This is a genomic window from Nitratireductor sp. ZSWI3, assembly GCF_024655565.1.
Classification (GTDB): domain Bacteria; phylum Pseudomonadota; class Alphaproteobacteria; order Rhizobiales; family Rhizobiaceae; genus Nitratireductor.
This window is the reverse complement of the sequence record NZ_JANKOF010000019.1, coordinates 38,459-62,183: the sequence shown is the minus strand read 5'-3', so window position 1 is coordinate 62,183 and position 23,725 is coordinate 38,459. Positions and strand designations below refer to the sequence as shown.

The 23,725-nt window shown below is 67.3% G+C and carries 28 protein-coding genes; 11 read left to right on the top strand and 17 right to left on the bottom strand.

The genetic code is table 11. The features are described from left to right. Positions 1-42: 42 nt before the first annotated feature. The 4 genes from grxD to NUU27_RS08815 all read right to left on the bottom strand — a co-directional run bounded on the left by grxD (position 43) and on the right by NUU27_RS08815 (position 4,544). Positions 43-378 (bottom strand): Grx4 family monothiol glutaredoxin, encoded by a 336-nt coding sequence (gene grxD, locus NUU27_RS08830; RefSeq protein ID WP_257761721.1) that lies wholly within the window; start codon positions 376-378, stop codon positions 43-45. A 108-nt stretch (positions 379-486) separates the two neighbouring features. Next, positions 487-720, bottom strand: a complete 234-nt coding sequence (locus NUU27_RS08825; RefSeq protein WP_257761720.1) for a BolA family protein — start codon at positions 718-720, stop codon at positions 487-489. Positions 721-839: 119 nt separating this feature from the next. Beyond that, complete coding sequence (gene purL, locus NUU27_RS08820) at positions 840-3,035, bottom strand: phosphoribosylformylglycinamidine synthase subunit PurL (protein ID WP_257761719.1); 2,196 nt, start codon at positions 3,033-3,035, stop codon at positions 840-842. A 93-nt stretch (positions 3,036-3,128) separates the two neighbouring features. Then, on the bottom strand, positions 3,129-4,544 hold the full coding sequence (locus NUU27_RS08815) for a PLP-dependent aminotransferase family protein (protein WP_257761718.1): 1,416 nt from the start codon (positions 4,542-4,544) through the stop codon (positions 3,129-3,131). 100 nt (positions 4,545-4,644) lie between these two features. Here NUU27_RS08815 and NUU27_RS08810 point away from each other — a divergent pair, with 100 nt between their 5' ends. After that, complete coding sequence (locus NUU27_RS08810; RefSeq protein ID WP_257761717.1) at positions 4,645-4,857, top strand: DUF1127 domain-containing protein; 213 nt, start codon at positions 4,645-4,647, stop codon at positions 4,855-4,857. Here NUU27_RS08810 and NUU27_RS08805 read toward each other — a convergent pair. From NUU27_RS08805 to purC, 6 genes are read right to left on the bottom strand one after another with little or no spacing between them, the layout of a single operon-like run. Then, positions 4,854-5,501, bottom strand: coding sequence for a Pr6Pr family membrane protein (locus NUU27_RS08805; protein ID WP_257761716.1), 648 nt, complete (start codon positions 5,499-5,501; stop codon positions 4,854-4,856). The genes NUU27_RS08810 and NUU27_RS08805 overlap by 4 nt on opposite strands. After that, the gene (locus tag NUU27_RS08800; protein WP_257761715.1) at positions 5,495-5,938 is read right to left on the bottom strand and encodes a hypothetical protein; all 444 of its coding nucleotides are present in this window, start codon (positions 5,936-5,938) and stop codon (positions 5,495-5,497) included. The genes NUU27_RS08805 and NUU27_RS08800 overlap by 7 nt, the downstream gene beginning before the upstream one ends. Further along, positions 5,938-6,606 (bottom strand): phosphoribosylformylglycinamidine synthase subunit PurQ, encoded by a 669-nt coding sequence (purQ, locus tag NUU27_RS08795; protein WP_257761714.1) that lies wholly within the window; start codon positions 6,604-6,606, stop codon positions 5,938-5,940. Before purQ ends, NUU27_RS08800 begins: the two co-directional genes overlap by 1 nt. Then, on the bottom strand, positions 6,603-6,869 hold the full coding sequence (locus NUU27_RS08790; protein ID WP_308219957.1) for a hypothetical protein: 267 nt from the start codon (positions 6,867-6,869) through the stop codon (positions 6,603-6,605). Before NUU27_RS08790 ends, purQ begins: the two co-directional genes overlap by 4 nt. A gap of 36 nt (positions 6,870-6,905) precedes the next feature. Next, entirely contained in the window at positions 6,906-7,148 is a 243-nt protein-coding gene (gene purS / locus NUU27_RS08785) for a phosphoribosylformylglycinamidine synthase subunit PurS (protein ID WP_257761713.1), read from the bottom strand. A 32-nt stretch (positions 7,149-7,180) separates the two neighbouring features. Then, positions 7,181-7,969, bottom strand: a complete 789-nt coding sequence (gene purC / locus NUU27_RS08780) for a phosphoribosylaminoimidazolesuccinocarboxamide synthase (RefSeq protein WP_257761712.1) — start codon at positions 7,967-7,969, stop codon at positions 7,181-7,183. Between the two features lie 274 nt (positions 7,970-8,243). Between purC and NUU27_RS08775 the strand changes: the two genes are divergently transcribed. Together NUU27_RS08775 and NUU27_RS08770 are read left to right on the top strand one after the other, a co-directional pair. Continuing rightward, on the top strand, positions 8,244-8,564 hold the full coding sequence (locus NUU27_RS08775; RefSeq protein WP_257761711.1) for a DUF1476 domain-containing protein: 321 nt from the start codon (positions 8,244-8,246) through the stop codon (positions 8,562-8,564). Positions 8,565-8,571: 7 nt separating this feature from the next. After that, the gene (locus NUU27_RS08770) at positions 8,572-9,345 is read left to right on the top strand and encodes an HpcH/HpaI aldolase/citrate lyase family protein (protein WP_257761710.1); all 774 of its coding nucleotides are present in this window, start codon (positions 8,572-8,574) and stop codon (positions 9,343-9,345) included. A gap of 73 nt (positions 9,346-9,418) precedes the next feature. Here NUU27_RS08770 and NUU27_RS08765 read toward each other — a convergent pair whose 3' ends face one another. Then, positions 9,419-9,967 carry an alpha/beta hydrolase gene (locus tag NUU27_RS08765; RefSeq protein ID WP_257761709.1) on the bottom strand — a complete coding sequence of 183 codons (549 nt, stop codon included), beginning with the start codon at positions 9,965-9,967 and terminating at the stop codon, positions 9,419-9,421. A 352-nt stretch (positions 9,968-10,319) separates the two neighbouring features. On the opposite strand from NUU27_RS08765, the gene NUU27_RS08760 reads away from it, so the two are divergent. Continuing rightward, the gene (locus tag NUU27_RS08760; RefSeq protein WP_257761708.1) at positions 10,320-11,135 is read left to right on the top strand and encodes a VOC family protein; all 816 of its coding nucleotides are present in this window, start codon (positions 10,320-10,322) and stop codon (positions 11,133-11,135) included. A gap of 146 nt (positions 11,136-11,281) precedes the next feature. On the opposite strand, the gene purB is transcribed toward NUU27_RS08760, so the two are convergent. The 5 genes from purB to NUU27_RS08735 form a co-directional block, all read right to left on the bottom strand. Further along, positions 11,282-12,589, bottom strand: a complete 1,308-nt coding sequence (purB, locus tag NUU27_RS08755) for an adenylosuccinate lyase (protein WP_257761707.1) — start codon at positions 12,587-12,589, stop codon at positions 11,282-11,284. Positions 12,590-12,650: 61 nt separating this feature from the next. Further along, the gene (locus NUU27_RS08750; RefSeq protein WP_257761706.1) at positions 12,651-13,151 is read right to left on the bottom strand and encodes a hypothetical protein; all 501 of its coding nucleotides are present in this window, start codon (positions 13,149-13,151) and stop codon (positions 12,651-12,653) included. A gap of 37 nt (positions 13,152-13,188) precedes the next feature. Further along, positions 13,189-13,917: a DUF2259 domain-containing protein gene (locus NUU27_RS08745; RefSeq protein WP_374566155.1), complete on the bottom strand. Its 729-nt coding sequence runs from the start codon at positions 13,915-13,917 to the stop codon at positions 13,189-13,191. Further along, complete coding sequence (locus NUU27_RS08740; RefSeq protein ID WP_257761704.1) at positions 13,914-14,945, bottom strand: P1 family peptidase; 1,032 nt, start codon at positions 14,943-14,945, stop codon at positions 13,914-13,916. The genes NUU27_RS08745 and NUU27_RS08740 overlap by 4 nt, the downstream gene beginning before the upstream one ends. Then, on the bottom strand, positions 14,942-16,012 hold the full coding sequence (locus tag NUU27_RS08735) for a branched-chain amino acid ABC transporter substrate-binding protein (RefSeq protein WP_257761703.1): 1,071 nt from the start codon (positions 16,010-16,012) through the stop codon (positions 14,942-14,944). Before NUU27_RS08735 ends, NUU27_RS08740 begins: the two co-directional genes overlap by 4 nt. Before the next feature lie 246 nt (positions 16,013-16,258). Here NUU27_RS08735 and NUU27_RS08730 point away from each other — a divergent pair, with 246 nt between their 5' ends. Genes NUU27_RS08730 through NUU27_RS08700 form a run of 7 tightly spaced genes read left to right on the top strand, consistent with a single transcriptional unit; the run spans position 16,259 to position 22,517 of the window. Next, positions 16,259-16,753 carry a flavin reductase gene (locus tag NUU27_RS08730; protein ID WP_257761723.1) on the top strand — a complete coding sequence of 165 codons (495 nt, stop codon included), beginning with the start codon at positions 16,259-16,261 and terminating at the stop codon, positions 16,751-16,753. A 35-nt stretch (positions 16,754-16,788) separates the two neighbouring features. Beyond that, complete coding sequence (locus tag NUU27_RS08725; RefSeq protein WP_257761702.1) at positions 16,789-17,703, top strand: MoxR family ATPase; 915 nt, start codon at positions 16,789-16,791, stop codon at positions 17,701-17,703. Position 17,704: 1 nt separating this feature from the next. Beyond that, a complete protein-coding gene (locus NUU27_RS08720; RefSeq protein WP_257761701.1) occupies positions 17,705-18,982 on the top strand; it encodes a VWA domain-containing protein in 1,278 nt (425 codons plus the stop codon). Next, the gene (locus NUU27_RS08715; RefSeq protein ID WP_257761700.1) at positions 18,975-19,313 is read left to right on the top strand and encodes an XdhC family protein; all 339 of its coding nucleotides are present in this window, start codon (positions 18,975-18,977) and stop codon (positions 19,311-19,313) included. Before NUU27_RS08720 ends, NUU27_RS08715 begins: the two co-directional genes overlap by 8 nt. Beyond that, positions 19,313-20,017 (top strand): XdhC family protein, encoded by a 705-nt coding sequence (locus NUU27_RS08710; RefSeq protein WP_257761699.1) that lies wholly within the window; start codon positions 19,313-19,315, stop codon positions 20,015-20,017. The genes NUU27_RS08715 and NUU27_RS08710 overlap by 1 nt, the downstream gene beginning before the upstream one ends. After that, a complete protein-coding gene (locus NUU27_RS08705) occupies positions 20,014-21,624 on the top strand; it encodes a molybdopterin-binding/glycosyltransferase family 2 protein (RefSeq protein ID WP_257761698.1) in 1,611 nt (536 codons plus the stop codon). Before NUU27_RS08710 ends, NUU27_RS08705 begins: the two co-directional genes overlap by 4 nt. After that, positions 21,621-22,517, top strand: coding sequence for an alpha/beta hydrolase (locus tag NUU27_RS08700; RefSeq protein ID WP_374566148.1), 897 nt, complete (start codon positions 21,621-21,623; stop codon positions 22,515-22,517). The genes NUU27_RS08705 and NUU27_RS08700 overlap by 4 nt, the downstream gene beginning before the upstream one ends. A 6-nt stretch (positions 22,518-22,523) precedes the next feature. Here the strand turns inward: NUU27_RS08700 and NUU27_RS08695 are convergent, their stop codons facing one another. Beyond that, positions 22,524-23,543: a DUF1176 domain-containing protein gene (locus NUU27_RS08695; RefSeq protein WP_257761697.1), complete on the bottom strand. Its 1,020-nt coding sequence runs from the start codon at positions 23,541-23,543 to the stop codon at positions 22,524-22,526. Positions 23,544-23,725: the final 182 nt, after the last annotated feature.

The window sequence follows — 23,725 nt, the reverse complement described above, 5'->3', positions numbered from 1 at the left end:
GGAGGGCGCCCGCATATGCGGGCGCGATCCGTTTGTTGCGGTTCAGGCGGCGCCTTTGGCAGCCACGCCCTTCTCGTCCAGGAAAGCCTGCAGTTCGCCGGCCTGGAACATCTCGCGGATGATGTCGCACCCGCCGACGAACTCACCCTTCACATAGAGCTGCGGGATGGTCGGCCAGTTGGAATATTCCTTGATGCCCTGGCGGAGCTCATCGGAAGTCAGGATGTTGACGCCCTTGTAGTCGACATTCAGGTAGTCGAGAATCTGCACCACCTGGCCGGAGAAGCCGCACTGCGGAAAACCGGGCGTGCCCTTCATGAAGAGCACGACGTCGTTGCTTTTGACCTCGTTGTCGATGAATTCGTTGATGCCGCTCATCGCAAATCCTTTCATGGCCGGGGTCAAGGCCCGGCTATCGAATACCAATCGTTATCTATTGCACCATTTCGCGTGGTGCAACGCCACCCGGAAAAAACTTTGCGGCGCTCAGTCCGGCGCGCTCGTCTGCAGGGCCAGCGCGTGCAGGGTGCCGCCCATGTTGCCCTTCAGCGCATCATAGACCATCTGGTGCTGCTGCACGCGCGACTTGCCGCGAAAGCTCTCCGCCACCACCTCGGCTGCGTAATGGTCTCCGTCGCCGGCGAGGTCGCGGATCGTAACCTTCGCGTCCGGAATGCCTTCCTTGATCAACCGCTCGATGTCAGCCGCATTCATAGCCATGGGGCAGGGTGTCTCCAAATCATTGCACCCTTGAGATATGGCCGTTCCCGGCTGCAAGGTCAATTGCGGGGCCGGCGACATGCCCTCGGCGGCCGTTTCGGCCGCCCCTCTTGCCGCAATCAGTCCATGAAAGCCGGGAACCAGCCCTCATGCGCCTCCTTGAGCGCGGCGACGGCGACCGGGCGCGCGACGCCCAGCGTCAGCGCCGCGCCGCCGGTGGTGCCGATGCGCGCGGCGGTGACGCCGACCTTGCCGGCGGCGGCGAGCACCGCTTCGGCATCGGCTGTGGTCACGACGTAACGGCCCTGATCCTCGCCGAAGAAGGCCGGGACCGCATCTGCCGGCGCCTCGACCGTCGCGCCGATGCCCGATGCCATCGCCATCTCGGCGAGCGCCACGGCCAGCCCGCCGTCGGAGCAATCATGGGCGCTCGTGGCAAGACCGGAGCGGATCAGGCCGCGCACCAGGTCGCCGGCCTGCTTTTCATGCGCCAGGTCCACGGGCGGCGGCGGGCCGTCGGCGCGGCCATGGATGTCGCGCAGATAGACCGACTGGCCGAGATGCGTGCCCCAGCCCTCGGGCGCGCCGAGCAGCACGATCGCCTGGCCTTCGGCCGCGAAGGCGGCACGCGCCGTCTGGTGCCAGTCGGGGATCAGCCCGACGCCGGCGATGGTCGGTGTCGGCGGGATGGCGCGGCCGAGCGTCTCGTTGTAGAGCGAGACGTTGCCGGAAACGATCGGGAAGCCGAGCGCGGCGCAGGCTTCGCCGATGCCTTTGACGGCCTGGACGAACTGCCCCATGATCTCTGGCTTTTCCGGATTGCCGAAGTTGAGGTTGTCGGTGGCCGCCAGCGGCTCGGCGCCGGTCGCCGTGATGTTGCGCCAGCATTCGGCGACCGCCTGCTTGCCGCCCTCATAGGGATCGGCCTCGCAATAGCGCGGCGTGACGTCGGAGGAGAAGGCGAGAGCCTTGCGGTCCTGCCCGTCGACGCGCACGACGCCGGCATCGCCGCCCGGGATCTGCAGCGAATTGCCCTGGATCAGCGTGTCGTACTGCTCCCACACCCAGCGGCGCGAGGAAAGGTCGGGCGAGTTCAGGAGGCGCAGCAGCGCGCCGGCGATGTCGGCCTCGGGCGCTGGGCCTTCGAGCGGGGCGGGAACAGCCGGCACCACCCAGGGGCGGTCATATTCAGGCGCCTCGTCGCCCAGCTCCTTGATCGGCAGGTTCGCCACCTCGTCGCCCTGGTGCAGGATGCGGAAGCGCAGATCGTCGGTGGTTCTGCCGACGACGGCGAAGTCCAGCCCCCATTTGTGGAAGATCGCCTCCGCCTCGGCGCGCTTTTCGGGCCTGAGCACCATCAGCATGCGCTCTTGGCTCTCCGAAAGCATCATCTCGTAGGGGCTCATGCGCTCCTCGCGCACCGGCACCTTGTCGAGATCGAGCTCGATGCCGAGATCGCCCTTGGCGCCCATCTCCACCGCCGAGCAGGTGAGGCCGGCCGCGCCCATGTCCTGGATGGCGATCACGGCGCCGGTCGCCATCAGTTCGAGGCAGGCCTCCAGCAGGCATTTTTCGGTGAAGGGATCGCCCACCTGCACGGTCGGGCGCTTCTCGTCGATGCCTTCGTCGAACTCGGCCGAGGCCATGGTCGCCCCGCCGACGCCGTCGCGACCGGTCTTGGCGCCCAGATAGACGACGGGCAGGCCGACGCCCTCGGCCTTGGAGTAGAAGATCGCATCGGTCTCGGCGATGCCGGCGGCAAACGCGTTGACCAGGATGTTGCCGTTGTAGCGGGCGTCGAAATTGACCTCGCCGCCCACCGTCGGCACGCCGAAGGAGTTTCCGTAGCCGCCGATGCCGGCGACGACGCCGGCCACCAGGTGCTTGGTCTTGGGATGATCCGGCGCGCCGAAGCGCAGCGCGTTCATGGCGGCCACGGGCCGGGCACCCATGGTGAAGACGTCGCGCAGGATGCCGCCGACGCCGGTCGCCGCCCCCTGGTAAGGCTCGATGTAGGAGGGGTGGTTGTGGCTCTCCATCTTGAAGACCACGCACTGGCCGTCGCCGATGTCGACCACGCCGGCATTCTCGCCCGGCCCCTGGATCACCCGCGGCCCCTTGGTCGGCAGGGTGCGCAGCCATTTCTTCGAGCTCTTGTAGGAGCAGTGCTCGTTCCACATCGCCGAAAAGATGCCGAGCTCGGTGAAGGTCGGCTCGCGGCCGATGAGGTCGAGGATGCGCTGATACTCGTCGGGCTTCAGGCCGTGGGCGGCGATGAGCTCATCGGTGATGGGGATGCGATTGGGAATGGTCATCTGGTCGGTGGTCCCTGAAAGGGTTCCATGGAGGATTCCCCGGCTGCGTTACAGCATCCGCCTCGCAGAATCCACGCCCAATGCAGCCTTTTGTCAGCCGTAATTGTCGAAACCGCAGATCGGGTTGTCGAGAAGCCCGCGCAGGAGGGCGAAGCCCTCGCCGACGAGGGCGCGTGTCTTCGGCACGGTGAAGGCGATGCGCACCCGGTGCAGCGCCGCGCCGGAGCGGCCGACCCTGAACTCGTCCTCGTCGTCGATCAGCACGCCCGCCTCGGCGGCGGCGTTCTTGAAGGTGCTGGACAGCCAGGGCTCCGGCAGCTTCAGCCACAGGAACGGTGCGGCGGGATGCGAGACGAAGTCATGGCCTTCGAAGGCCTGGCGGGCCAGCGCCTCCCGTTCGCGGATCTCGGCGGCGACCTCATGGTGGATGCCGGCCGCTTCGCCCGACAGGACGAGCTTCGCGGCGAGCTCGGCAAGCAGGAAGGGCATGCCGCCGGTGATCATCTTGTGCGCGGTGAGCACGCGCGAGGCCAGATGCGGCGGACACGAGGTCCAGCCGCCGCGCACCCCGGCGGCGACCGATTTCGACAGGCTGCCGGCATGGAAGGTGCGCTCGGGGGCGAGTTGGGCGAAGGGAACCGGCGGGTCCTTGAGCAGCACCCCGTAGATGTTGTCCTCGATCAGCCAGACATTGTGGCGGCGGGCGATCTCGACGATGGCGCGGCGGCGCGCCGGCGGCATGATGCAGAGCGTCGGGTTGTGCAGGGAGGCGACCAGGAAGACCATCTTCGGATGCTGCTGGGCGCAGACGCGCTCGAAGTCCTCCGGCACCATGCCCTCGTCGTCGATCGACACCGGCACGGCGCGCCGGCCGATCACCCCGCCGCTGCGCGCCACATGCGAATAGGTGAGCTCCTCGAAGGCGATGCGGTCGCCCGGCACCGTCATGGCGGCGATGACGGCGAGGATGCCGGCATGGCCGCCGAGCGTCGGCACGATGCTCTCGGGCGGCGGCATCCAGCCGGCACTGGCGAGCTGCTGGCAACCGGCCTCCAGCCAGTGCCGGGGCAGGGTGCGCGTGTAGCTGGCGATGTCGTGCGGGTGGTCACGCAGGATGGCGCCGGTGAGCCGCTCGAGGATCGCCGCCTGGCCGATGTCGGGGGCTGCCGTCGAATCCAGGCGGTGACTGCCGGGCTCCGTCACCGGGCTGCGCGTGCCGCCGAAGGGCGGCGCCGCGTCCGGGCCAGTGGTCTGCCGCGGCTGCTCGCGCACCAGCACATAGGTGCCACGCCCGACTTCGCCGCTGACCAGGCCGCGCTCGCGGACCAACGCGTAGGCGCGGCTCACGGTGCCGATGGTGACGCCGATGTCGAAGGCGAGGTTGCGCTGCGGCGGCAGCTTTTCCCCTGGGGCGAGAAGGCCGGCTTCGATGTCATGCTCGATCCGGTCGGCCAGCCTCACATAGAGGGGGCCTGTTCCACGGGCGAGATTTGGCAGCCAATTTGTCATGGTGACAATTATTGCATTGTACGCGTATCGAGGTCAATGCATAGGTTCAATGATAGCAATATCAAAGAACGTGAGTAGGACAATGCGTGCAAACGAGACAATGAGAGGCGCATGCGGGCCCTCTGCGCCGCGCCGTGCCGATGGCAGGCTGCTGGGTACGGCGCTGGTCGCCATGGTGCGCTATATCGATGGCCGGATGAGGAAGCGGCGCAGCCGCAGGCAATTGCTGGACCTGACGGAGGAGCAATTGCGCGACATCGGCATCAGCCGCTCGCAGGCGTTGCGGGAGGGGTGGCGTCCGTTCTGGGATTAGCCGCTTTCAGTTTCCCTGGCACGGCCGCCGATCAGGCGGTCGGCGGTCACCGCCAGCCTGCCGAGGACGACGAACAGAAGCAGGAGGCCGGCAAGGCTCAGGAACACGCTTGGCCAGCCGTTGACCGAGACGTCGAGGAACGGATAGGGCACCTCTCCGGCGATCGGCGCGCGCAGCAGGGCATAAAGCCCGTAGCCGAGCGGATAGACGAGCCAGGCCGCAATATGCCGGGAGGAGAGGCTGCCGTCCGTGCCGGCGGCCAGCCACCACAGGACGAAGATGGCCGGCGCGACATAGTGCAGGAGCACGTCGCAGAGAAGGAACAGGCCCTGCGGCTTCCAAAGGGCCGACAGAAGCGCCCAGTAGGCCAGCGCGACGACGGCGATGGCAACGGCGATGCCGGCCCGCACCACAGGTCGCGCGAAGGGCGCCGGCCGTCCGGCGAGCGCCGTCCAATGCACGAGCACCGCCAGGATGTTGGTGAGGATCGTGAAGAAGGAGAAATAGAATACCACCGACCCGGCGAGGCTGCGCCCGGCTTCCATGGAGGCGGGCACCGTCAGGCCGAACTGGAGGGTGAGGGCGAAAAGCCCGACGAGCAGGCCGGCGATGTTCAGGATCTTTGCCGCCGGGAGGGTCAGCACCCGTCGCGCCCGCCCGACCAGCGCATGATGTCGGCGTTGACGCGCGCCCCGGTGGCGCTGGCGGCAAGCGGGCCGTAGGTGACGATCCTGGTCGGCGGGCCGGAGGCCTCGATGACCAGCAGCGGCAGGCCCTGCCGCTTGTCGGTGCGCATGATGAGCAGGCGTGGCCGCCCGACGGCCGTGTCGAGCTCGGGGATCATGTGCAGGCCGTGAAAGCGCCGGTCGCCCGAGCGGATCCAGCATCGCGCGCCGGCGGCGTTCACCCGCTGCAGGGCCGCCACGGGGCTCGAAGCATCGACCTCGAGCGACAGAGGGCCGCCCATCGGCTCGCTCTGGCAGGCGGTGAGCGCCAGCAGCCCTGCCAGCGCGACGGCCTTCGGCAGGCCCGCCGTCTCATTGTTCTGGAAGATCGAACCGCGCGAGGCGGCGGCGCGCATCAGGCGGCCTTCCCCAAAAGGCCTTCGAAGAGCGGACGCCCGTCGGATCCGCCATGCGCCGCCTCGATGAGGTTCTCCGGATGCGGCATCATGCCGAGCACGTTGCCGCTCCGGCTGACGATGCCGGCGATGTCGTTGACCGACCCGTTGGGGTTGGTGCCCTCGGCGTAGCGGAACACCACCTGGCCTTCGCCCTCCAACCGTTCCAGCGTTTCGGGGTCGGCGAAATAGTTGCCGTCGTGATGGGCGACCGGGCAGCGGATGATCTGGCCGGGCCGGTAGCCGCGTGTGAAGGCCGTGTTGGCGTTGGTGATCTCGAGCTTCACCTCGCGGCAGACGAATTTCAGCGAGGCGTTGCGCATCAGCGCGCCGGGCAGCAGGCCCATTTCAAGCAGCACCTGGAAACCGTTGCACACGCCCATGACGAGCACGCCCTGGCGCGCCTTCTCGGCGACGGCGGCCATCACCGGCATGCGCGCCGCGATCGCCCCGCAGCGCAGATAGTCGCCATAGGAGAAGCCACCGGGAATGACGATGAGGTCCACATCGGGGATTTCCGTCTCCGTCTGCCAGACGGTGAGCGGCGCCTTGCCGGAAATCTTCGTCAGGGCCGCGATCATGTCGCGGTCGCGGTTGAGGCCGGGAAGCTGGATGATGGCTGATTTCATGGGCTCTGATCGTAGGGTTCTTGAGGGCCTTCGGCCATTTCACGCAGTTCCAGCCTGCGCTCGATGCGCTCGAAACGATCTTCGTACCGTCCGAGGACACCGTATACGTTGTGGACATCCTGCTGAATTGCGAGCATGTGACCGCGAATGGAGATGAGTTCCTGCTTTATCTCTGACTGCCCGGATTCCAGCTTGTCGAAGCGACCCTGCATGTTCTTCAGGACCTCGTAGAGCAGTTCGTTGCCAACTTTCGACACATCCATCTCCGGTCAGTCTCCGGCCACTCCGGGAATGCAACCTCAGGTTATCGCGACAGTGTAATCCTCAATCACGGTGTTCGCCAGAAGCTTTTCGCACATGGTCCTGAGGTCGTCCTCGGCCTTCGCCTTGTCCGAGCCTTGCAGTTCCAGATCGAAAACCTTGCCCTGGCGCACGCTGTCGACGCCGGCAAAGCCGAGGGCGGCGAGGGCGCCGCCGATGGCCTTTCCCTGCGGGTCCAGAACGCCGTTCTTCAACGTCACGGTGACGCGGGCCTTGATCACGACAAAACTCCCTGATTTCCAGTCCGCACCGGTCAGTGGCGCGTCTTGTTGTCCTTCGAGGAAACGAGCACCGGTCCGCCGGGGCGGGGAGGCTCGTTCTCGTTCATGATGCCGAGCCGGCGCGCGACCTCCTGGTAGGCCTCGACGAGACCGCCCATGTCGCGGCGGAAGCGGTCCTTGTCCAGCTTGTCCTGGGTGGCGACATCCCACAGGCGGCAGGAATCGGGCGAGATCTCGTCGGCCACGACCACCCGCATCATCTCGTTTTCCCAGAGCCGGCCGCACTCCATCTTGAAGTCGACGAGCTGGATGCCGACGCCGAGGAACAGGCCGGTGAGGAAGTCGTTGACGCGGATGGCGAGCGCCATCATGTCGTCGATCTCCTGCGGGCTCGCCCAGCCGAAGGCGGTGATGTGCTCTTCGGAGACCATCGGATCGTCCAGCGCGTCCGCCTTGTAGTAGAACTCGATGATCGAGCGCGGCAGGACCGTGCCTTCCTCGATGCCGAGGCGCTTCGCGAGCGAGCCGGCGGCGATGTTGCGCACCACGATCTCGAGCGGGATGATCTCCACTTCCTTGATCAGCTGCTCGCGCATGTTGAGCCGACGGATGAAATGCGTCGGGATGCCGATCCGGTTCAGATGCTCGAAGATGTATTCCGAGATGCGGTTGTTGAGCACGCCCTTGCCGTCGACGATCTCGTGCTTCTTCTTGTTGAACGCGGTGGCGTCGTCCTTGAAGAACTGGATCAGCGTGCCGGGCTCCGGGCCTTCGTAAAGAATCTTGGCCTTGCCCTCATAGATGCGGCGACGACGGTTCATGGCTTTTCCTGGTCCCTTGCCTTGACGGGGAGACTTCGCGCGGAAGCTTCGCGGCGCGGCATTTTGAAAGAAGCGTTGGTTCAGGCGGTCTCTAGCGCAAACCTGGCCGCACCACAATTGCCATTTATCGGCAGCTGCGGGTTTCTGGGGCTCTGCAAAGCCGTTCATGCGCCGAATGAGCGTATTGACCCGGGGCGGGCCTTCTGGTTTCTGCTTCACGACCCTACTTGTTTCTATGCACCGCTCGCGCGGTGCGCGAGCCGGAGGAATTCTGATGCCCAGCATGAAAGACCGCGAAGAGACGTTCGAGAGAAAGTTCGCCCTCGACGAGGAGCTGAAGTTCAAGGCCATGGTGCGCCGCAACAAAATGCTCGGCCTGTGGGCTGCCGAAAAGCTCGGCAAGAGCGGCGACGAGGCGGAAGCCTATGCGCGGGAGGTGGTGAACGCCGATTTCGAGGAAGCCGGCGACGACGACGTGTTCCGTAAGGTGCGGGGCGACTTCGATGCCGCCGGCGTCGAGCAGTCCGACCACCAGATCCGCCGCACCATGGACGAGCTGCTCAGCAAGGCCGTCGATCAGGTGAAGGGCGGCTAGCCCCGTCATGTCGCTCGCGACGCGCCTGAAGGCGGGGGAAGCGGTGTTTTCCGCCTGGTCCTCCGTGCCTGATTCGCTGACGGTCGAGCTCGTCGCCGGACTCGGCTTCGACGCCGTCACGCTCGACATGCAGCATGGCGGGCATCACGAGGACAGCGTCGTGCGCGGTGTCGGGTCGATCCTTTTGAGGAATGCGCACCCTGTGGTGCGCGTCCCGGTCGGACGCTTCGACATGGCGAGCCGCGCCCTCGATTTCGGCGCGCAGGCCGTCATCGCGCCGATGGTGAATTCGGTCGACGATGCGCGCGCTTTTGCCGCCGCGATGAAATACCCGCCGGTCGGTGCCCGTTCCTGGGGGCCGACCTTCGCCATGCCGCGCAGCGCCGCCGCGGGCGACGGTCAGAGCTGGCTGGAACAGGCGAACGGCGACACGCTGGCGCTGGCGATGATCGAGACGCGGGCGGCGCTGGCGGCGCTCGACGCCGTCCTCGGCGTCGAAGGCATCGACGGCGTCCTGGTCGGCCCGTCGGATTTCTCGATCGCCTGGTCCAACGGCCGTGTCGTCGACCCGGCCCTGGAAGATATGATGCCGGCGATCGAGGCGATTGCGGAAAAGACCCGGGCGGCCGGTAAACACGCCGCGATCTACGTGGTCGATCCGCGCCTGGTGGGCCGCTATCACGCGATGGGCTTCCGCTTCTTCGCCCTCGGCTCCGAAGCCGCCTATATGGCGACCGGGGCGACGGCGATGCTCGATGCGGCCAGGGCCTCGATCCGATAAACGCATATGAGTTGAGGCAGGGCCGCCTTCGCGGCGGGGAACTGTGCCCCGGGGCCCCGCTTCAATGCGGAATTCAGAGCCTTTGCAGGAAGCGGGCGAAGGTCAAGGAGCCCTCGGGCCAGGGACCGAAGCCCGATTCGGCATTGATATGGCCGGATGCGCCGGCATCCAGGAACTGCGAGCCCCATGCCGCGGCGATGTCCTCGGCGACCCCGAACGCGCAGAAATGGTCGTTGCGGCTGGCGACGGTGATCGACGGGAAAGGAAGCGGATCGCGTGGATAGGGCCCGAAGGTCATCAGATGCTTCGGCCTGATCCGCGGATTGGCGACATCCGGCGGCGCGACGAAGAAGGCCCCGGCGACCGGCTTGCGGAACTCGGGAATCGCTTGAACGGCAGTGGCTACGCCCAGCGAATGGGCGACCAGGATCACCGGCTTGTCCGCCTCGTTGACGGCTGTCGCCACCTTCCCCACCCAGTCTTCGCGCACGGGCTTGGACCAGGCGTCCTGCTCGACGCGGCGCGCCGTCGACAGGCGCGCCTGCCAGCGGGTCTGCCAGTGGTCGGGGCCGGAATTGGTGTAGCCCGGGATGATCAGGATATCGGCATCGGAAGCTTTCATGGCCGCGCATGTAGCGATGCGGCGAAACGGATGCAACCCGATCCGGAGGGCAGTTGCGATTTTCGAACGAAACGCGATGTATTGTCTTATTTTTGTGAACGGCGTGTTCGCTTCTGTGTTGTTGCCATGCCGACGGATTCGGCCCAGCTATAGGGTGAGAAACGTCGCCGGCCTCCGGGCTGGCGCCGGTGCAACGCGGGTTGTCCGTGCGGCCGGGTTCCTGGTGGTCTGACCCAAACAGATGGTCCCCATCTGTTTGGAAAAGTCAGCCCCTAAGCTGTTCATCTGGTGGGGCGATTTTCCCTGACAGATGGGAACCACCTGTCAGGATCGCCCCACCAGGAGAACGAGAATGAGCGAATTTCCCTTTGCGGTCACGACACCCGTCAGTGTCGCCAGCGTCGGGCTTAAGGCTCGGGACGCCGGAAATCTGGCCCGCTTCTACGGCCAGGTCCTCGGTCTTGCAGAGACGGAGCGCGGCGCCGGCAGGATCAGCCTCGGGGCGGGCGGGCGAACCCTGCTCGAGATCGAGGAGGACGCATCGGCGATGCCGGACGATCCGCGCGAGGCTGGCCTGTTCCACACCGCCTTCCTGCTGCCCGAGCGGGCCGATCTGGCGCGCTGGGCGCTCTTCGCCCGCGACAGCGGTTTGCGCCTCGAAGGGGCGTCGGACCATCTGGTGAGCGAGGCGATCTATCTGTCCGACCCGGAGGGCAATGGCATCGAGATCTATGCCGATCGGCCGCCGGAGAGCTGGCGCAGGACCGAGACCGGCATGGCGATGGCGACCAATCCGCTCGATTTCCAGAGCCTGCTCGGCACGCTTGCCGAGGAAGATCGCGGCTGGCAGGGGGCGCCCGAGAAGACCGTGGTCGGCCATGTGCATCTGCGCGTCGGCGATCCGGCGACCGCGGAAGCCTGGTGGCACGAGGCGCAGGGTTTCGACACCATGGCGCGCTACGGTTCGCAGGCGGTGTTCTTGTCGACCGGCGGCTACCACCACCACATCGGTGCCAATTCGTGGCGCAGCGCCGGCGCGGGAGCGCGCGATCCCAAACGGGCCGGGCTTTCCTGGGTGAGGCTCAACAGCCGGAACGTTGCGGCCGAGAAGGAATTCGCCGACCCCTGGGGCACGGTGATCCGCGTCGCGCCTGCGCTCCTGGATTGAGTGCTCAGGCATGGACCCTCGGGTCGGGGCCCGAGGGTGACGAAGGCAGAGGGGGATGGTTACAATCGCAAACGTTCCCACCACTCGTCATGCCCGGCCCCCGAGCCGGGCATCCATGCCGAAGCGGTTGGGCGGATGCGGGGACCTCAGCTCCCCCCGAAAACCCGCTTGAAGATCGTATCGACATGCTTGGTGTGGTAGCCGAGGTCGAACTTGTCGCGGATCTCGTCTTCGGACAATGCGGCGCGGACGTCCTTGTCGGCCAGAAGCTCGCTCAGGAAGTCGGCACCCTGTTCCCACACCTTCATGGCGTTGCGCTGCACCAGGCGATAGGAGTCCTCGCGCGAGACGCCGGCCTGGGTGAGCGCGAGCAGGACGCGCTGCGAGTGAACGAGACCGCGGAAGCGGTCCATGTTCTTCTGCATGGCTTGCGGATAGACGAGCAGCTTTTCCATCATGCCGGTCAGCCGGCCCAGGGCGAAGTCGAGCGTCACGGTTGCGTCCGGGCCGATCATGCGCTCGACGGAGGAGTGCGAGATGTCGCGCTCGTGCCACAGAGCCACGTTCTCGAGCGCCGGCACGGCATAGGCGCGCACCATGCGGGCAAGGCCGGTCAGGTTTTCCGAAAGAACCGGATTGCGCTTGTGCGGCATCGCCGACGAGCCTTTCTGGCCGGGCGAGAAATACTCCTCCGCTTCCAGCACCTCGGTGCGCTGCAGGTGGCGCACTTCGACGGCCAGGCGCTCGATGGACGAGGCGATCACCGCGAGCGTCGCAAAGAACATCGCATGCCGGTCGCGCGGAATCACCTGGGTGGACACCGGCTCGGGCTTCAGCCCCATCTTCTCGGCGACATGCGCCTCGACGCGCGGGTCGATGTTGGCGAAGGTGCCGACGGCGCCCGAGATGGCGCAGGTGGCGATCTCCTCGCGGGCGTTGACGAGCCGCGTCCGGCAGCGCGCGAATTCGGCATAGGCCTGCGCCAGCTTGACGCCGAAGGTCGTGGGCTCGGCGTGGATGCCGTGGCTGCGGCCGATGGTGACCGTGTCCTTGTGCTCGTAGGCGCGCTTCTTGAGGGCGGCGAGCAGGGCGTCGAGATCGGCAAGCAGGATGTCGCTGGCGCGCACGAGCTGCACGTTGAGGCAGGTGTCGAGCACGTCGGAGGAGGTCATTCCCTGGTGGACGAAGCGCGCCTCGGGGCCGACGATCTCGGCCAGATGCGTCAGGAAGGCGATGACGTCATGCTTGGTCTCGCGCTCGATCTCGTCGATGCGCTCGATGTCGAAGGTCGCCTTGCCGCCTTTCTCCCAGATGATTTTCGCCGCTTCCTTCGGCACGATGCCGAGCTCGGCCATGGCATCGGCGGCATGTGCCTCGATTTCGAACCAGATGCGGAACTTGGTCTCGGGCGACCAGATGGCGACCATTTCCGGCCGCGAATAGCGCGGGATCATGCGGGCCTTGCCTTCGTTACGATTGAATTTGGCGTCTCCGTATCAGAGGCGGGCGCTTTGCTCAACGCGGCTTGGCCGCATAGTAGAGGCTCAGGGCGAAAAGGGCGGCGAATCCCCAGGGAAAATAGATGCGCAGGCCAAGCACCGCGAACTGGTAGAGCGCGCCGGCGGTGGTGAAGACGAACTCCAGGATCCACCGGAGCGAGAACAGCGGGCCGTGCCACTGCGCGTAGTAGGCCCGGTACTGCAGCGCATAGACCATGGCCGTGGCGCCGAGCGTTGCCGTCGCGAAGGCCAGAAAGGCGGCCGCAAAGCGCGTTTCGGTGCGCTCGTGCCGCGACAGGAGGCGACAGGCGGTGTGGCCGGCGGGAAAGCCGATCGCTCCGCCGAGCGCGAAGATCCCGGCAAGGCCGGCGAGTTGCGAGACGGGCCGCCAGTCGGCGAGCCACAGGAAGAGGAAGGCGTTCGCTCCCATGAGCGCCCCCCAGAGCAGCGCGCCGAACACGGCATGGCTGGGCGAGGGAAGCGCGCGCCACAGGGCGGCGGACAAACGATCCCCCATGGTCAGGTCCGGCGCCGGACGGCCCGCGCCGCCACCCTCAAAACCGTCCGGTGACGGCGATGTAGCGGTGATCCGGGCCTTCGAAGCCGAGGGCGCGGATGGCGATGATCACCGCGAACACCGGCGCGCCCTCGGCCGGATAAAGCGTCTGGACACCGGCCAGCCGGTAGCCGAGCGGGCAGCCGCGGCTGGTCGGGATGGATGAATCCTCGTGCAGCAGGTCGGCCTGCGCGCCGGGCGCGATTGCGGCGCGGACAAGCCGGAAACCGGCCGCCTCGCCGAGCCCGTGGCACTGCGCGGCGTCCGGCATCGGCAGCTCGGTCAGGCGGAATTCGAGCGGAGCGTCGATGGCCGGAAAGACCGGGCGCGGGTCGACCTCCAGCCGGAACGGATCGGCCGAGCGCTCCGTGACGGTGTTCCAGCCGGCGGTGAAGCCGCGATTCTCCACCAGGATGGCATCGTCGATGATCGTCTGCGCCTTGTTTCTCGCCTGGGCGCGCGCTTCGGCGAGGCTGGCTCCGTCCTGCTCGAGGCGCACCCGCACCGGCGTGCCGGGCAGGAAGCTGTCGTTCGCCGTGTCGATGTAATAGCGGTTGGCGTAGGGAAAGCCCGAGCCGTCCTGGACGCCGTATTCCTCGAAGGCGAAGATGCCGCCATCGGCGCTGAAGCCGAGGATCTCCGCGGTCGCCGCATCGCCGGCCCGGCCCTCGGCCGGGATCAGAAAAAGGGCCGCAAGGGCGGCCGCTCGCAAAATGCTCATTCTCATCGGTCCTTTCCCATTCCGCCACGCGGGCTGCGCGTCGTCCACACCGGCGTTTTGTCGCCGTCGGCCGCCGTCGCGGCAAAGACGCCGCGCGCGATGGCGCGCGCCATCGTGCTCGCCGCCGCGGCGTTGAGGTCGATCAGCGTCTCTAGGTCGAGCGCCGTCTCGTTGCGTCCGGTGCCGAGCGCGAAGACGAGGTCCCCGTCGACCGGCGTGTGGGCCGGCCAGATGGCACGGGCAAAGCCGTCATGGGCGGCGATCGCCAGCCGTTTCGCCGCTGCCTTGTCGAGCCGCGCATCGGTGGCGATGATGCCGATCGTCGTGTTGCCGCCGGCCGCCGCGCGCGTCTTGGTCGTCACGCGCTGTGCATCTTCGGGCAGGGGATGGGGCAGGCCGAGCCCGCCGAATTCGTCGCCGATCTCGAAGGGGGCGGCCCAGAAATGCGGCGTGTCGCCGACCGTCACCGAACCGACCGCGTTGACGGCGACGAGGGCGCCGACGGTCAGGCCGTTGTCCAGCACGGTGGAAGCCGAGCCGAGCCCGCCCTTGAGGCCGGCGGTGGTGGCGCCCGTTCCCGCGCCGGCGCTGCCGAGACCGAAGGTTTCCGCTGCCGCCATGGCCGCGGCGAAACCGAAATCGCGGTAGGGCGGAAAGCGGCCCCAATCCTTGTCGCCGCCGTTCGGCAGGTCGAACAGGATGGCGCCCGGAACGATCGGCACACGGAAGCCGAGAATCTCGAAGCCGCGGCCCATCTCGCGCAGCGCTGCCTGCACGCCGGCGGCCGCATCGAGCCCGAAGGCGGAACCGCCGGACAAAGCGATCGCATCGACCGCGCCGACGAGATTGTGCGGCTCCAGGAGGTCGGTTTCGCGCGTTCCCGGCGCGCCGCCCAGCACCTGCACCGAGGCGACGGCCGGCGTCTCGCACAGGAGCGCCGTGACGCCGGATTTCACCCTGCCATCGGAATGGTTGCCGACCGTCAGCCCGGCGACGTCGGTGATGAGATTGAGCGGTCCTGTGCGCTGCCTCATTCGGCCTCCACGAAGGTTTCGCCGTCGAACCGGAACAGGCGGTAGAAGCCGGTCGAAAGATCGCCCTTGGCGTCGAACGACAGCGAGCCGAGCGCCGTTTCGAACGTGCCGGAGGCCAGCGCTTCGCCGACCGTCGTTTCTTCCGCCCGTGCATCGCGCGCCGCGGCGAGAGCGATCTGGGTGGCGGCGAAGGCCGGCAGCACGTAGCCGTCCGGCACCACCTCGGCATCCGAAAGGGCTGCCAGCGCCTCGGGCGCGGCGACGTCGGCCCACTGCGGCAGGCCGACCATCAGCGTGCCGGCGGCCAGCGGCACGGTGCTGGTTTCGGCGCGCAGCGCCTCGCCGCCGGCAATGGTCAGCATATAGTCCATTGCCTTCGCGTCGCGCGCCAGGATGGCGATGTCGCTGCGGTCTCCGCCGACGAAGACATGCGTGGCGCCGGCTCGCCGCAGGCGGCCGGCAAGACCGATCTGATTGTCAAGCTGCGGTCGGAACGTATCGACGAAAACCGGCTTCAGCTCCTGCAGTTCGGCCGCCGCGCGCAGCGTTTCGGCCAGTTCGCGGCCGTAGATCGTGCCGTCGTCGACGATGGCGAAGAACTCCCGACGCCAGCGTCGCACCAGAAGGTCGGCCACCGCGTCGCGCTCGGCATCGGCACGCGGGGCCGCGCGGAACACCGGCCAGCCGCTACGCTGGCGCTGATCCGTCAGCGTAGCGGTGCGCACGCCGGGTGTGACGACGGGAATGCCGGCCTCCTTGAGAAGCGGCAGGGCGGCCTCGATGGCGTCGGTGCACAGGAAGCCGACGACCGCGGAAACCGCGTGCTCGGCGAAGGCGCGCGCGGCCGCTTGCCCGCCCTCGGCGCTGCAGCCCGTGTCCGCTTCGACGATCGTCACCCTAGCCTCCGCCGCCTCGGACGCCACACGAGCACCGTCGAGCAACTGCTTGCCCAAAATGGAGAAATTGCCGCTGGAAGGGGCCGCAACGCCGATGCTCACCTCTTGAGCGTGCGCGGCAAGCGGCCACGAGGTGAGGCAGAAGGCGAGGATCAGGGCAAGGCACCGCATTGTGGGTTCGATTCGTCCTTTGATGGCCACGCACCGGCAGGAGACTCAAAGAGCGTCTTTCGGTGAGCTTAACGCCAAAGCCGCCAAACTGGTAAGCTGCCCGGCCCGCGTGCACAAGTCCGGCGGCACCCTGCCGGTGCGGCTGGCGTATCGCTTTTTGCGAATTTGGTCTGTCGGCGAGGTCTCCTCCTTGGTAAGGCTCGTGGCGAGGCCTATATCGCAGGCGAAGAGTTGAAAGATTTGAATGTGCTGAAGACCAACGAGATCGAGCCGCGTCACTATCGCGACGCCATGGCCCGTTTTGCCGGCGCCGTCCACATCGTTACCACCGACGGACCCGCCGGCCGGCGCGGCGTGACCGCTATCGCGGCCTGCTCGGTTTCCGACAACCCGCCGACCGTCCTGGTCTGTCTCAACCGTGAGAACCCGGCCAACGACTGTTTCGTCGAGAACGGCGTCTTCGCGCTGAACACGCTCGCCGCCGACCATCAGGACCTGTCGAACGCCTTTTCGGGTCTCACCGGCCTGGCGCCGGAAGACCGTTTCGCGCTCGCCGATTGGGAGACGATCGCGACCGGCGCGCCGACGCTGCCCGATGCGCTGGCCGTTTTCGATTGCCATGTGGTCGAGACGGTGGAACTCGGCACGCATCGCGTCTATTTCGGCCGGGTCGCCGGCCTCAGCATCGGCGAGAAATCGCATCCGCTCCTCTACCATGAGCGCGGTTACCGGATATTGTAACACTTGGTACAAGCACCTCGAACCCGAGGGACAGGATGTCAAAGGCCAATCCGCGCGCACTGCCGCAATCCATCGACGAAACGCTCTCACTGCTCACCGACGGCGGCTATGTGGCGGACCGTGCGCTGGCAACCGTCCTCTTTCTCAGCCTGAGCATGAAGCGTCCGCTGTTCCTCGAGGGGGAGGCGGGCGTCGGCAAGACGGAAATCGCCAAGGTTCTGGCGGCCGGCCTCGGCCGCCGGCTGATCCGCCTGCAATGCTATGAGGGGCTCGACGTCTCCTCGGCGGTCTATGAGTGGAACTACGCCGCGCAGATGATCGAGATCCGAATGGCGGAGGCGGCCGGCATTCACGACCGCTCCGAGATGGAGAGCAGCGTCTTCTCGGAAAAATACCTGATCCGCCGGCCGGTCCTGGAGGCGCTGGAGAGCGGCATCGGTGGCGCCCCGGTGTTCCTGATCGATGAGCTCGACCGCGCCGACGAGGCCTTTGAAGCCTACCTTCTGGAGGTTCTGTCCGATTATCAGGTCAGCGTTCCCGAGCTCGGCACGATCCGCGCCGCCGAGCCGCCCATCGTGGTCATCACCACCAACCGCACGCGCGAGATCCACGATGCGCTGAAGCGCCGCTGCCTCTATCACTGGGTGGATTACCCGGATGCCGCGCGCGAGCTCGAGATTCTTTCCCGCAAGGTGCCGGACGCGAACCGGCGGCTGGCCCGCGAGGTTGTCGCCTTCGTGCAGAAGCTGCGCGAGATCGACCTGTTCAAGGCGCCGGGCGTGGCCGAGACGATCGATTGGGCGACGGCTTTGACGGCCCTCGGCCAGGAGGCGCTGGAGGCCGGAACGGTCGCCGACACGATGGGCGTCCTGCTGAAATATCAGGACGACATCGCGCGGCTGGACGAAGGCGAGGGCAAGCGCATCCTGGAAGAGGTGAAGGGAGGCTGAGATGGCTTCCGCCGGCAAAGCCAGGGCGACGGCCGGCGACGGGCGCGAAGGCGCGCGGCTTGCCGACCGCATCGTCGGCTTTGCCCGCATGCTGCGCCGCGCCGGCATGCGTGTCGGCCCCGCCGCCGTGATGGACGCGATCCAGGCTGTGCTCACCGTCGGGATCGAACGGCGCGAGGATTTCTACTGGACGCTGCATTCGACGCTGTTGACCCGGCATGAGGACCACGCGCTGTTCGACGCCGCCTTCCGGCTCTACTGGGCGCGTCGCGAAGACCGTGACGACGCCCCGATCGACGACGATGCCGAAGAGGCCGAGGTGCTGCCCGAGAAGCCGCAGCCGGGCAACCGCCGCGCCGAGGACGCCCTTGACGAGGAACGCCGCGCCATCATCAAGAAGCGGCCGCAATTCGAGCTCGACGCGCGGCTGTCTTTCGCGGCGATGGAGGTCCTGCGCAAGAAGGATTTTGCGCAGATGTCGGCCGCCGAGGTGGCGGAGGCGCGGCTTGCCATGCGCGATCTGGTGCTGCCGTTCGACCGGGTCGCCACACGCCGCTTCCGGCCCGATCCGCGCGGTGCCCGGGTCGATCCGCGCGCCATGCTGCGCTCGAGCCTGAGAACCGGCGGCGGCCTGATCCTGCCGAAATTCCGCTCGCCGCGCCGCATCGCCCCGCCGCTTGTGGCGCTGGTCGACGTCTCGGGCTCGATGAGCCAATATTCGCGCATTTTCCTGCATTTCCTGCATGCGTTGACGGAGAAGCGCCGCCGTGTGCACAGCTTCACCTTCGGCACGCGGCTCACCAACATCACCCGGCCGCTCAGCCGCCGCGACTCCGACGAGGCCCTGGCGGAAGCATCGGCGGCGGTGCGCGACTGGTCGGGCGGCACGCGCATCGGCACGGCTCTGGAAGCGTTCAACCGCCTGTGGTCGCGCCGGGTTCTGGGCCAGGGTGCCGTCGTGCTGCTGATCACCGACGGGCTCGAGCGCGACCACATCGAGGTGCTGTCGCGCGAGATGGAACGGCTGCACAAATCCTGCCGTCGGCTGATCTGGCTCAACCCGCTGCTCGGCTATGACGGGTTTGAGCCGAAGGCGCGCGGCATGCGCGCCATGCTGCCGCATGTGGACGAGTTGCGCCCGGTCCATTCGCTCGATGCGCTTGCCGATCTCTGTGCGGCGCTGGTGGCGCCGGCGCATCGCACGGGGGACAGGGGCGGGGACTTGGCATCGGGCTTTCAGCATGCCCATATGAAGGGCGGGAGTACTGCCAATGTCTGAAGCAGACCTGCAATCGCGCGAAGGCGATCCGCTGATGATCGCCGAAGAATGGATGAAGTCCGGCCGCGACGTGGCGATCGCCACGGTGGTCGAGACCTGGGGATCGGCGCCACGGCCCGTCGGCAGCCATCTGGTGATCGATGTCGAGGGCAATTTCGAAGGCTCGGTCTCCGGAGGCTGCGTCGAGGGTGCGGTGGTGGCCGAGGCCGCCGAGGTGCTCGCGGACGGCACGCCGCGCATGCTCGAATTCGGGGTCGCCGACGAGACGGCCTGGCGGGTGGGCCTGTCCTGCGGCGGCCGCATCAAGGTCTATGTGGAAAGGCTCGGCTAGTGGATCCGCTGTCTCTCAAGAAGCTCAACGCGCTGCGCCGCGAACGCAGGGCTGCGGTCCTTCTGACCGATCTCGGCGACGGCCGCGACCGCGTGATCCGCGAGGGCGATACGGTGGCCGGCGCGCTGGGCGAGGCCGTGGCACGCGCCTTCCGGTCCGGCCGATCGGCGACGGTCGAGATCGACGGACGCAGCTTCTTCCTCAACGTGCATCTGCCGGCGCCGCGGCTCGTGGTGATCGGCGCTGTCCACATCAGCCAGGCGCTGGCGCCGATGGCGAGGATCGCCGGCTTCGACCTGACGGTCATCGACCCGCGCACGGCCTTCGCCTCGCCCGAGCGCTTTCCCGATGTGACGCTTCACGCGGAGTGGCCCGACGAGGTGCTGGCGCGCGCGCCGCTCGATGCCTATACGGCGCTGGCCGCGCTTACCCATGATCCGAAGATCGACGACCCGGCGCTGCTGGCCGCGCTGAAGGCGGAGTGTTTTTACATCGGCGCGCTGGGCAGCCGGAAGACCCATGCGAGACGCGTCGAGCGGCTTCTGGCGGCCGGTGCCTCGAGCGAGGCGATCGACCGCATCGAGGCGCCGATCGGCCTCGACATCGGAGCGGCGAGCCCGGCGGAGATCGCGGTGGCGGTGCTCGGCTCGGTCATTGCCGCGCTGCGCTCGCGCGGCCTGGTGGCAAAGGAAGAGGCAGCGTGAGGTTCGGACCTGTCGCGCTCGAGGAAGCCCTGGGCGCCGTGCTGGCGCATGCGACGCTGGCCGGGGCGACAAGGCTGCGCAAGGCGCATCGGCTGACGGAGCAGGATCTTGCGGCCTTGCAGGCGGCCGGTGTCACCGAGGTGATCGCTGCCCGGCTCGCTCCCGGCGATCTGGACGAGGACCAGGCGGCCGAACGGCTGGCGCAAAGCTTTGCGACCCGTGCGATCGAGGCCCGCGCGCCGTCGACGGGCCGCGTCAATCTCCATGCGACCGTTGCCGGCCTGTTCACCGCCGACAAGGCCGTCATCGATGCCGTCAACGCCGTGGATCCGGCGATCACAATTGCCACGCTGCCCGCCTTCACCGCGGTCAGGGCGGGGCAGATGGTGGCGACGGTCAAGATCATTCCCTTTGCCGTGGCGGAGGCGCGGATTGCCGAGACCGCCGCGCTCGCCGGGGCGGCACCGGCCGTCGCGCTGCATCCGTTCGAAGCGCGCCGCGTCGGGATCGTGCAGACGGTGTTGCCGAGCCTCAAGGGCAGCGTGCTCGACAAGACGGCGCGCATCACCGCCGAGCGGCTGGCCCGCTCGGGAAGCACGGCCGGGCGCGAATTGCGCCCCGGGCACGACGCGCAGGCGGTCGCCCGCGCCCTGCGTGCGCTGATCGGCGAGAGCGAACTGCTGCTGGTCTTCGGGGCGTCCGCGGTCTGCGACGAGGACGATGTGATCCCGGCGGCCATCCGGCTGGCCGGTGGCCGTGTCGAGCGCGTCGGCATGCCGGTCGATCCCGGCAACCTTCTGGTGCTCGGCGAAATCGATGGCAAGCCGGTGATCGGCGCGCCGGGCTGCGCCCGCAGCCCCAGGATCAATGGCTTCGACTGGGTGCTCGACCGCATCATGGCCGGGCTAGACGTCTCCTCGGCAGACATTGCCGGCATGGGCGTCGGCGGGCTTTTGGCGGAAATCCCGTCGCGCCCGCAGCCGCGCGAACAGGCAAGGGGCGAACGGCCTTTGCCCGTATGGGGCGTCCTGCTCGCCGCCGGTCAGTCGCGGCGCATCGGAGCCGGCAACAAGCTTCTCGCCGCCTTCGACGGCGTGCCGCTGGTGCGCCGCACGGGAGCCGCGCTGGCGCAGAGCCGCGTGGACGGCGCCGTCGCGGTGCTCGGCCACCAGGCGGACCGCATCGGCGCCGCGCTCGACGGCCTGGATCTCCAAACCGTCCTCAATCCCGATTATGCGGATGGCCTGTCGACCTCGTTGCGGACAGGCATTGCCGCGCTGCCGGACGATGCAGCGGGCGCGCTCGTCGTTCTCGCCGACATGCCTGAGATCGCTGCGGCCGATCTAGACCGGCTGGTCGAGGCGTTCCGCAAGGCCGGCGGCAACTGCGTGGTGCGCGCCACGCACAACGGCAAGCGCGGCAACCCGGTGCTGCTGCCGCGGGCGCTGTTCGCCGAGGTGGCGCGCCTTGAAGGCGACACCGGCGCGCGCCATGTCGTGGAACAGGGGCTGTTCACCGTCGTCGACGTCGAGATCGGCGCCGCCGCCCACATCGACGTGGATACGCCGGAGGCGCTGGAAGACGCCGGCGGCATCCTGACTCAATGAACACGATTTTTTCCGCAAGTTATTGTTTGAAAATCGTTTTCGTCGCGGCATCGATGGCCGGCTCGATCCTGCCCGTTGCGGCCTTCGAGCTCGCCTCGCAGAAGGACCGCCTGTTCGCCTATCCGGGGATCCTGTCGTCCGGCGCCGACGGAGCGTATCGCGTCGTCGACTATCGCGAGGCGCGCGACATAAACGGTCGCGACGCGGTGCCCGAGCGGCGGGTGCAGGGGCAGTATGTGTCGACCGGCGTGCGCGGCGTGCAGAAGGATCTGACGGTCGAGACGGCCGCCGGCGCCGTCCGCCATTTTGCCGTCGGCAAGACGCGCGGCGCCCGGGCCATCGTCGTCTATCTGCACGGGCAGGGCGGCAGCCGCCGCCAGGGCGTCGACGATTTCACCTTCGGCGGCAACTTCAACCGCATCAAGAACCTGATGGTGAAGAGCGGAGGGCTGTATCTGTCGCCCGATTTCTCCGATTTCGGCGAACGCGGCGCGCGCGAGATCGGCGCGCTGATCGGCCATTATGCGAAGGCATCGCCGGGCGCGCCGGTGTTCGTCGCCTGCGGCTCGATGGGCGGCGCGCTGTGCTGGGCCCTGGCGCGCGACGGCGACACGGCAAAGCGTCTCGGCGGGCTCATTCTGCTCGGCTCCATGTGGGACGCAACCTTCCTGCAAAGTCCCGCCCACGCAGCGCGCGTGCCGGTCTTCTTCGGTCATGGCAGCCGCGACACGGTGTTTCCCATCGCCGGGCAAGAGGCCTTCTTCGAGCGGATCAGGGCTGGCGCGCCGGGCTATCCGGCACGCTTCGTCCGCTTCGAGACGGGCACGCACGGCACGCCCATCCGCATGACCGACTGGCGCGAGACGCTCAACTGGATGCTCGCCCTCAGATAGGCTCGGTCATGGGCCGGTGTTGTAGTCGAGCAGGGTCACCGGGTCGATCTCGCCATTGTAGGACGCATCGACGTCATATCTGACGAGGGTGAAGGTGCCCTCGCGGAAGATCCAGGTGCCGGTCGACGACGCATCGCCCACGCCGCGCCACTTCGCGTGCGAGAAGAGCGTCAGCGTGTCGGGATCGAAATCCGAGTTCACGAGCTTGTCCTGCGCCGTGTAGCCGATGACGCGGATGTCCTCCACCTTGCCTTCCGTATCGCCGTTCTCGTACTGGATGTCGGTCTCGGGCGTCGCGAACTGCAGCGGCGTCACGGCGCCTTCCGCATCGGCCAAAAGATAGACATGTGTCTCGTTATAGGCGCCGCGGCTGCAGAAGAAGCGGAACAGGCGGGCCTCGCGTTTCGGCGCGTCTTCGTCGTCATAGGAATAGTTGAAGGGGATCGTGTAGCTTTGCGGCTCCGCCTCGTCCTGCGGCGGCGTGCAGCTGCGCCCGTAGGCAGCGGCGAAGAGCGCCTCGGCCTCGGCGAGAACCGTGTCGCCGGCCACCGCTTGTCCTTCGCCGCAGCTTGGCGGCAGCACGTCCGGCAGGTCGCCCTCGGCAGGTTTCATGGCGGCCTTTTCGACGTGCAGGGGCTGATACGGCGTACCCTGGATCGCCGGATTGGCGAGCCGCAGCGTGTAGCAGCCGGCGAAGACGCGTTCGCCGCCGTCGGCGGCCGTGGCGCGTATGGCGACGGGGAGCGAGTAGTAGATGCTGCCGGCCGCACCCTCGCTGGTCGCCGGGCCTGTCAGCAAGTCGACGCTCTCCGTGTCGGCATAGCCTTCCTGATAGGCCTCGAGACTCTTGGCGGGCGGGGTGGAAAAATAATCGAAAGCGCGCGCGTATTCCTTGCGGTTGATCGCGTTGTAGAGCGAGCGCAGCAGCGCTTCGGGTGTCGAGCGGTCGTCGATATAGGTGTCTTCTGCAAGGGCTGGCATCTGCATCGCTGCAAGCAATGCGGCGGCAAGAGCTGCGGATCTCATCATCACCTCTTCGGCTTCAGGCGGCGAGTGCCACTCCGGGCGCTCGCGACTCGCACCTCATGTTAAGGCGCGAACCATGGGCAGACTATGTCGGCTTGTGGAACGGGTGCATTGCGCCGTTGCTTCAAATACACTGCCCTGCGGCAGATGTTTCTTAACCGGTCCCGGCTAAGGGTTTGCTG

Coding starts and splice junctions, on each gene's coding strand:
- NUU27_RS08720 (WP_257761701.1), top strand. CDS start 17,705: ATGGCTTCCGCCGGCAAAGCCAGGGCGACGGCCGGCGACGGGCGCGAA.
- purC (WP_257761712.1), bottom strand. CDS start 7,969: ATGAACCGTCGTCGCCGCATCTATGAGGGCAAGGCCAAGATTCTTTAC.
- NUU27_RS08695 (WP_257761697.1), bottom strand. CDS start 23,543: ATGAGATCCGCAGCTCTTGCCGCCGCATTGCTTGCAGCGATGCAGATG.
- NUU27_RS08715 (WP_257761700.1), top strand. CDS start 18,975: ATGTCTGAAGCAGACCTGCAATCGCGCGAAGGCGATCCGCTGATGATC.
- NUU27_RS08725 (WP_257761702.1), top strand. CDS start 16,789: ATGTCAAAGGCCAATCCGCGCGCACTGCCGCAATCCATCGACGAAACG.
- NUU27_RS08700 (WP_374566148.1), top strand. CDS start 21,621: ATGAACACGATTTTTTCCGCAAGTTATTGTTTGAAAATCGTTTTCGTC.
- NUU27_RS08825 (WP_257761720.1), bottom strand. CDS start 720: ATGGCTATGAATGCGGCTGACATCGAGCGGTTGATCAAGGAAGGCATT.
- NUU27_RS08735 (WP_257761703.1), bottom strand. CDS start 16,012: ATGCGGTGCCTTGCCCTGATCCTCGCCTTCTGCCTCACCTCGTGGCCG.
- grxD (WP_257761721.1), bottom strand. CDS start 378: ATGAGCGGCATCAACGAATTCATCGACAACGAGGTCAAAAGCAACGAC.
- NUU27_RS08800 (WP_257761715.1), bottom strand. CDS start 5,938: ATGCGCGCCGCCGCCTCGCGCGGTTCGATCTTCCAGAACAATGAGACG.
- purL (WP_257761719.1), bottom strand. CDS start 3,035: ATGACCATTCCCAATCGCATCCCCATCACCGATGAGCTCATCGCCGCC.
- NUU27_RS08790 (WP_308219957.1), bottom strand. CDS start 6,869: ATGGATGTGTCGAAAGTTGGCAACGAACTGCTCTACGAGGTCCTGAAG.
- NUU27_RS08760 (WP_257761708.1), top strand. CDS start 10,320: ATGAGCGAATTTCCCTTTGCGGTCACGACACCCGTCAGTGTCGCCAGC.
- purB (WP_257761707.1), bottom strand. CDS start 12,589: ATGATCCCGCGCTATTCGCGGCCGGAAATGGTCGCCATCTGGTCGCCC.
- NUU27_RS08765 (WP_257761709.1), bottom strand. CDS start 9,967: ATGAAAGCTTCCGATGCCGATATCCTGATCATCCCGGGCTACACCAAT.
- NUU27_RS08815 (WP_257761718.1), bottom strand. CDS start 4,544: ATGACAAATTGGCTGCCAAATCTCGCCCGTGGAACAGGCCCCCTCTAT.
- NUU27_RS08745 (WP_374566155.1), bottom strand. CDS start 13,917: ATGAGAATGAGCATTTTGCGAGCGGCCGCCCTTGCGGCCCTTTTTCTG.
- NUU27_RS08810 (WP_257761717.1), top strand. CDS start 4,645: ATGAGAGGCGCATGCGGGCCCTCTGCGCCGCGCCGTGCCGATGGCAGG.
- NUU27_RS08770 (WP_257761710.1), top strand. CDS start 8,572: ATGTCGCTCGCGACGCGCCTGAAGGCGGGGGAAGCGGTGTTTTCCGCC.
- NUU27_RS08750 (WP_257761706.1), bottom strand. CDS start 13,151: ATGGGGGATCGTTTGTCCGCCGCCCTGTGGCGCGCGCTTCCCTCGCCC.
- NUU27_RS08740 (WP_257761704.1), bottom strand. CDS start 14,945: ATGAGGCAGCGCACAGGACCGCTCAATCTCATCACCGACGTCGCCGGG.
- NUU27_RS08775 (WP_257761711.1), top strand. CDS start 8,244: ATGCCCAGCATGAAAGACCGCGAAGAGACGTTCGAGAGAAAGTTCGCC.
- purQ (WP_257761714.1), bottom strand. CDS start 6,606: ATGAAATCAGCCATCATCCAGCTTCCCGGCCTCAACCGCGACCGCGAC.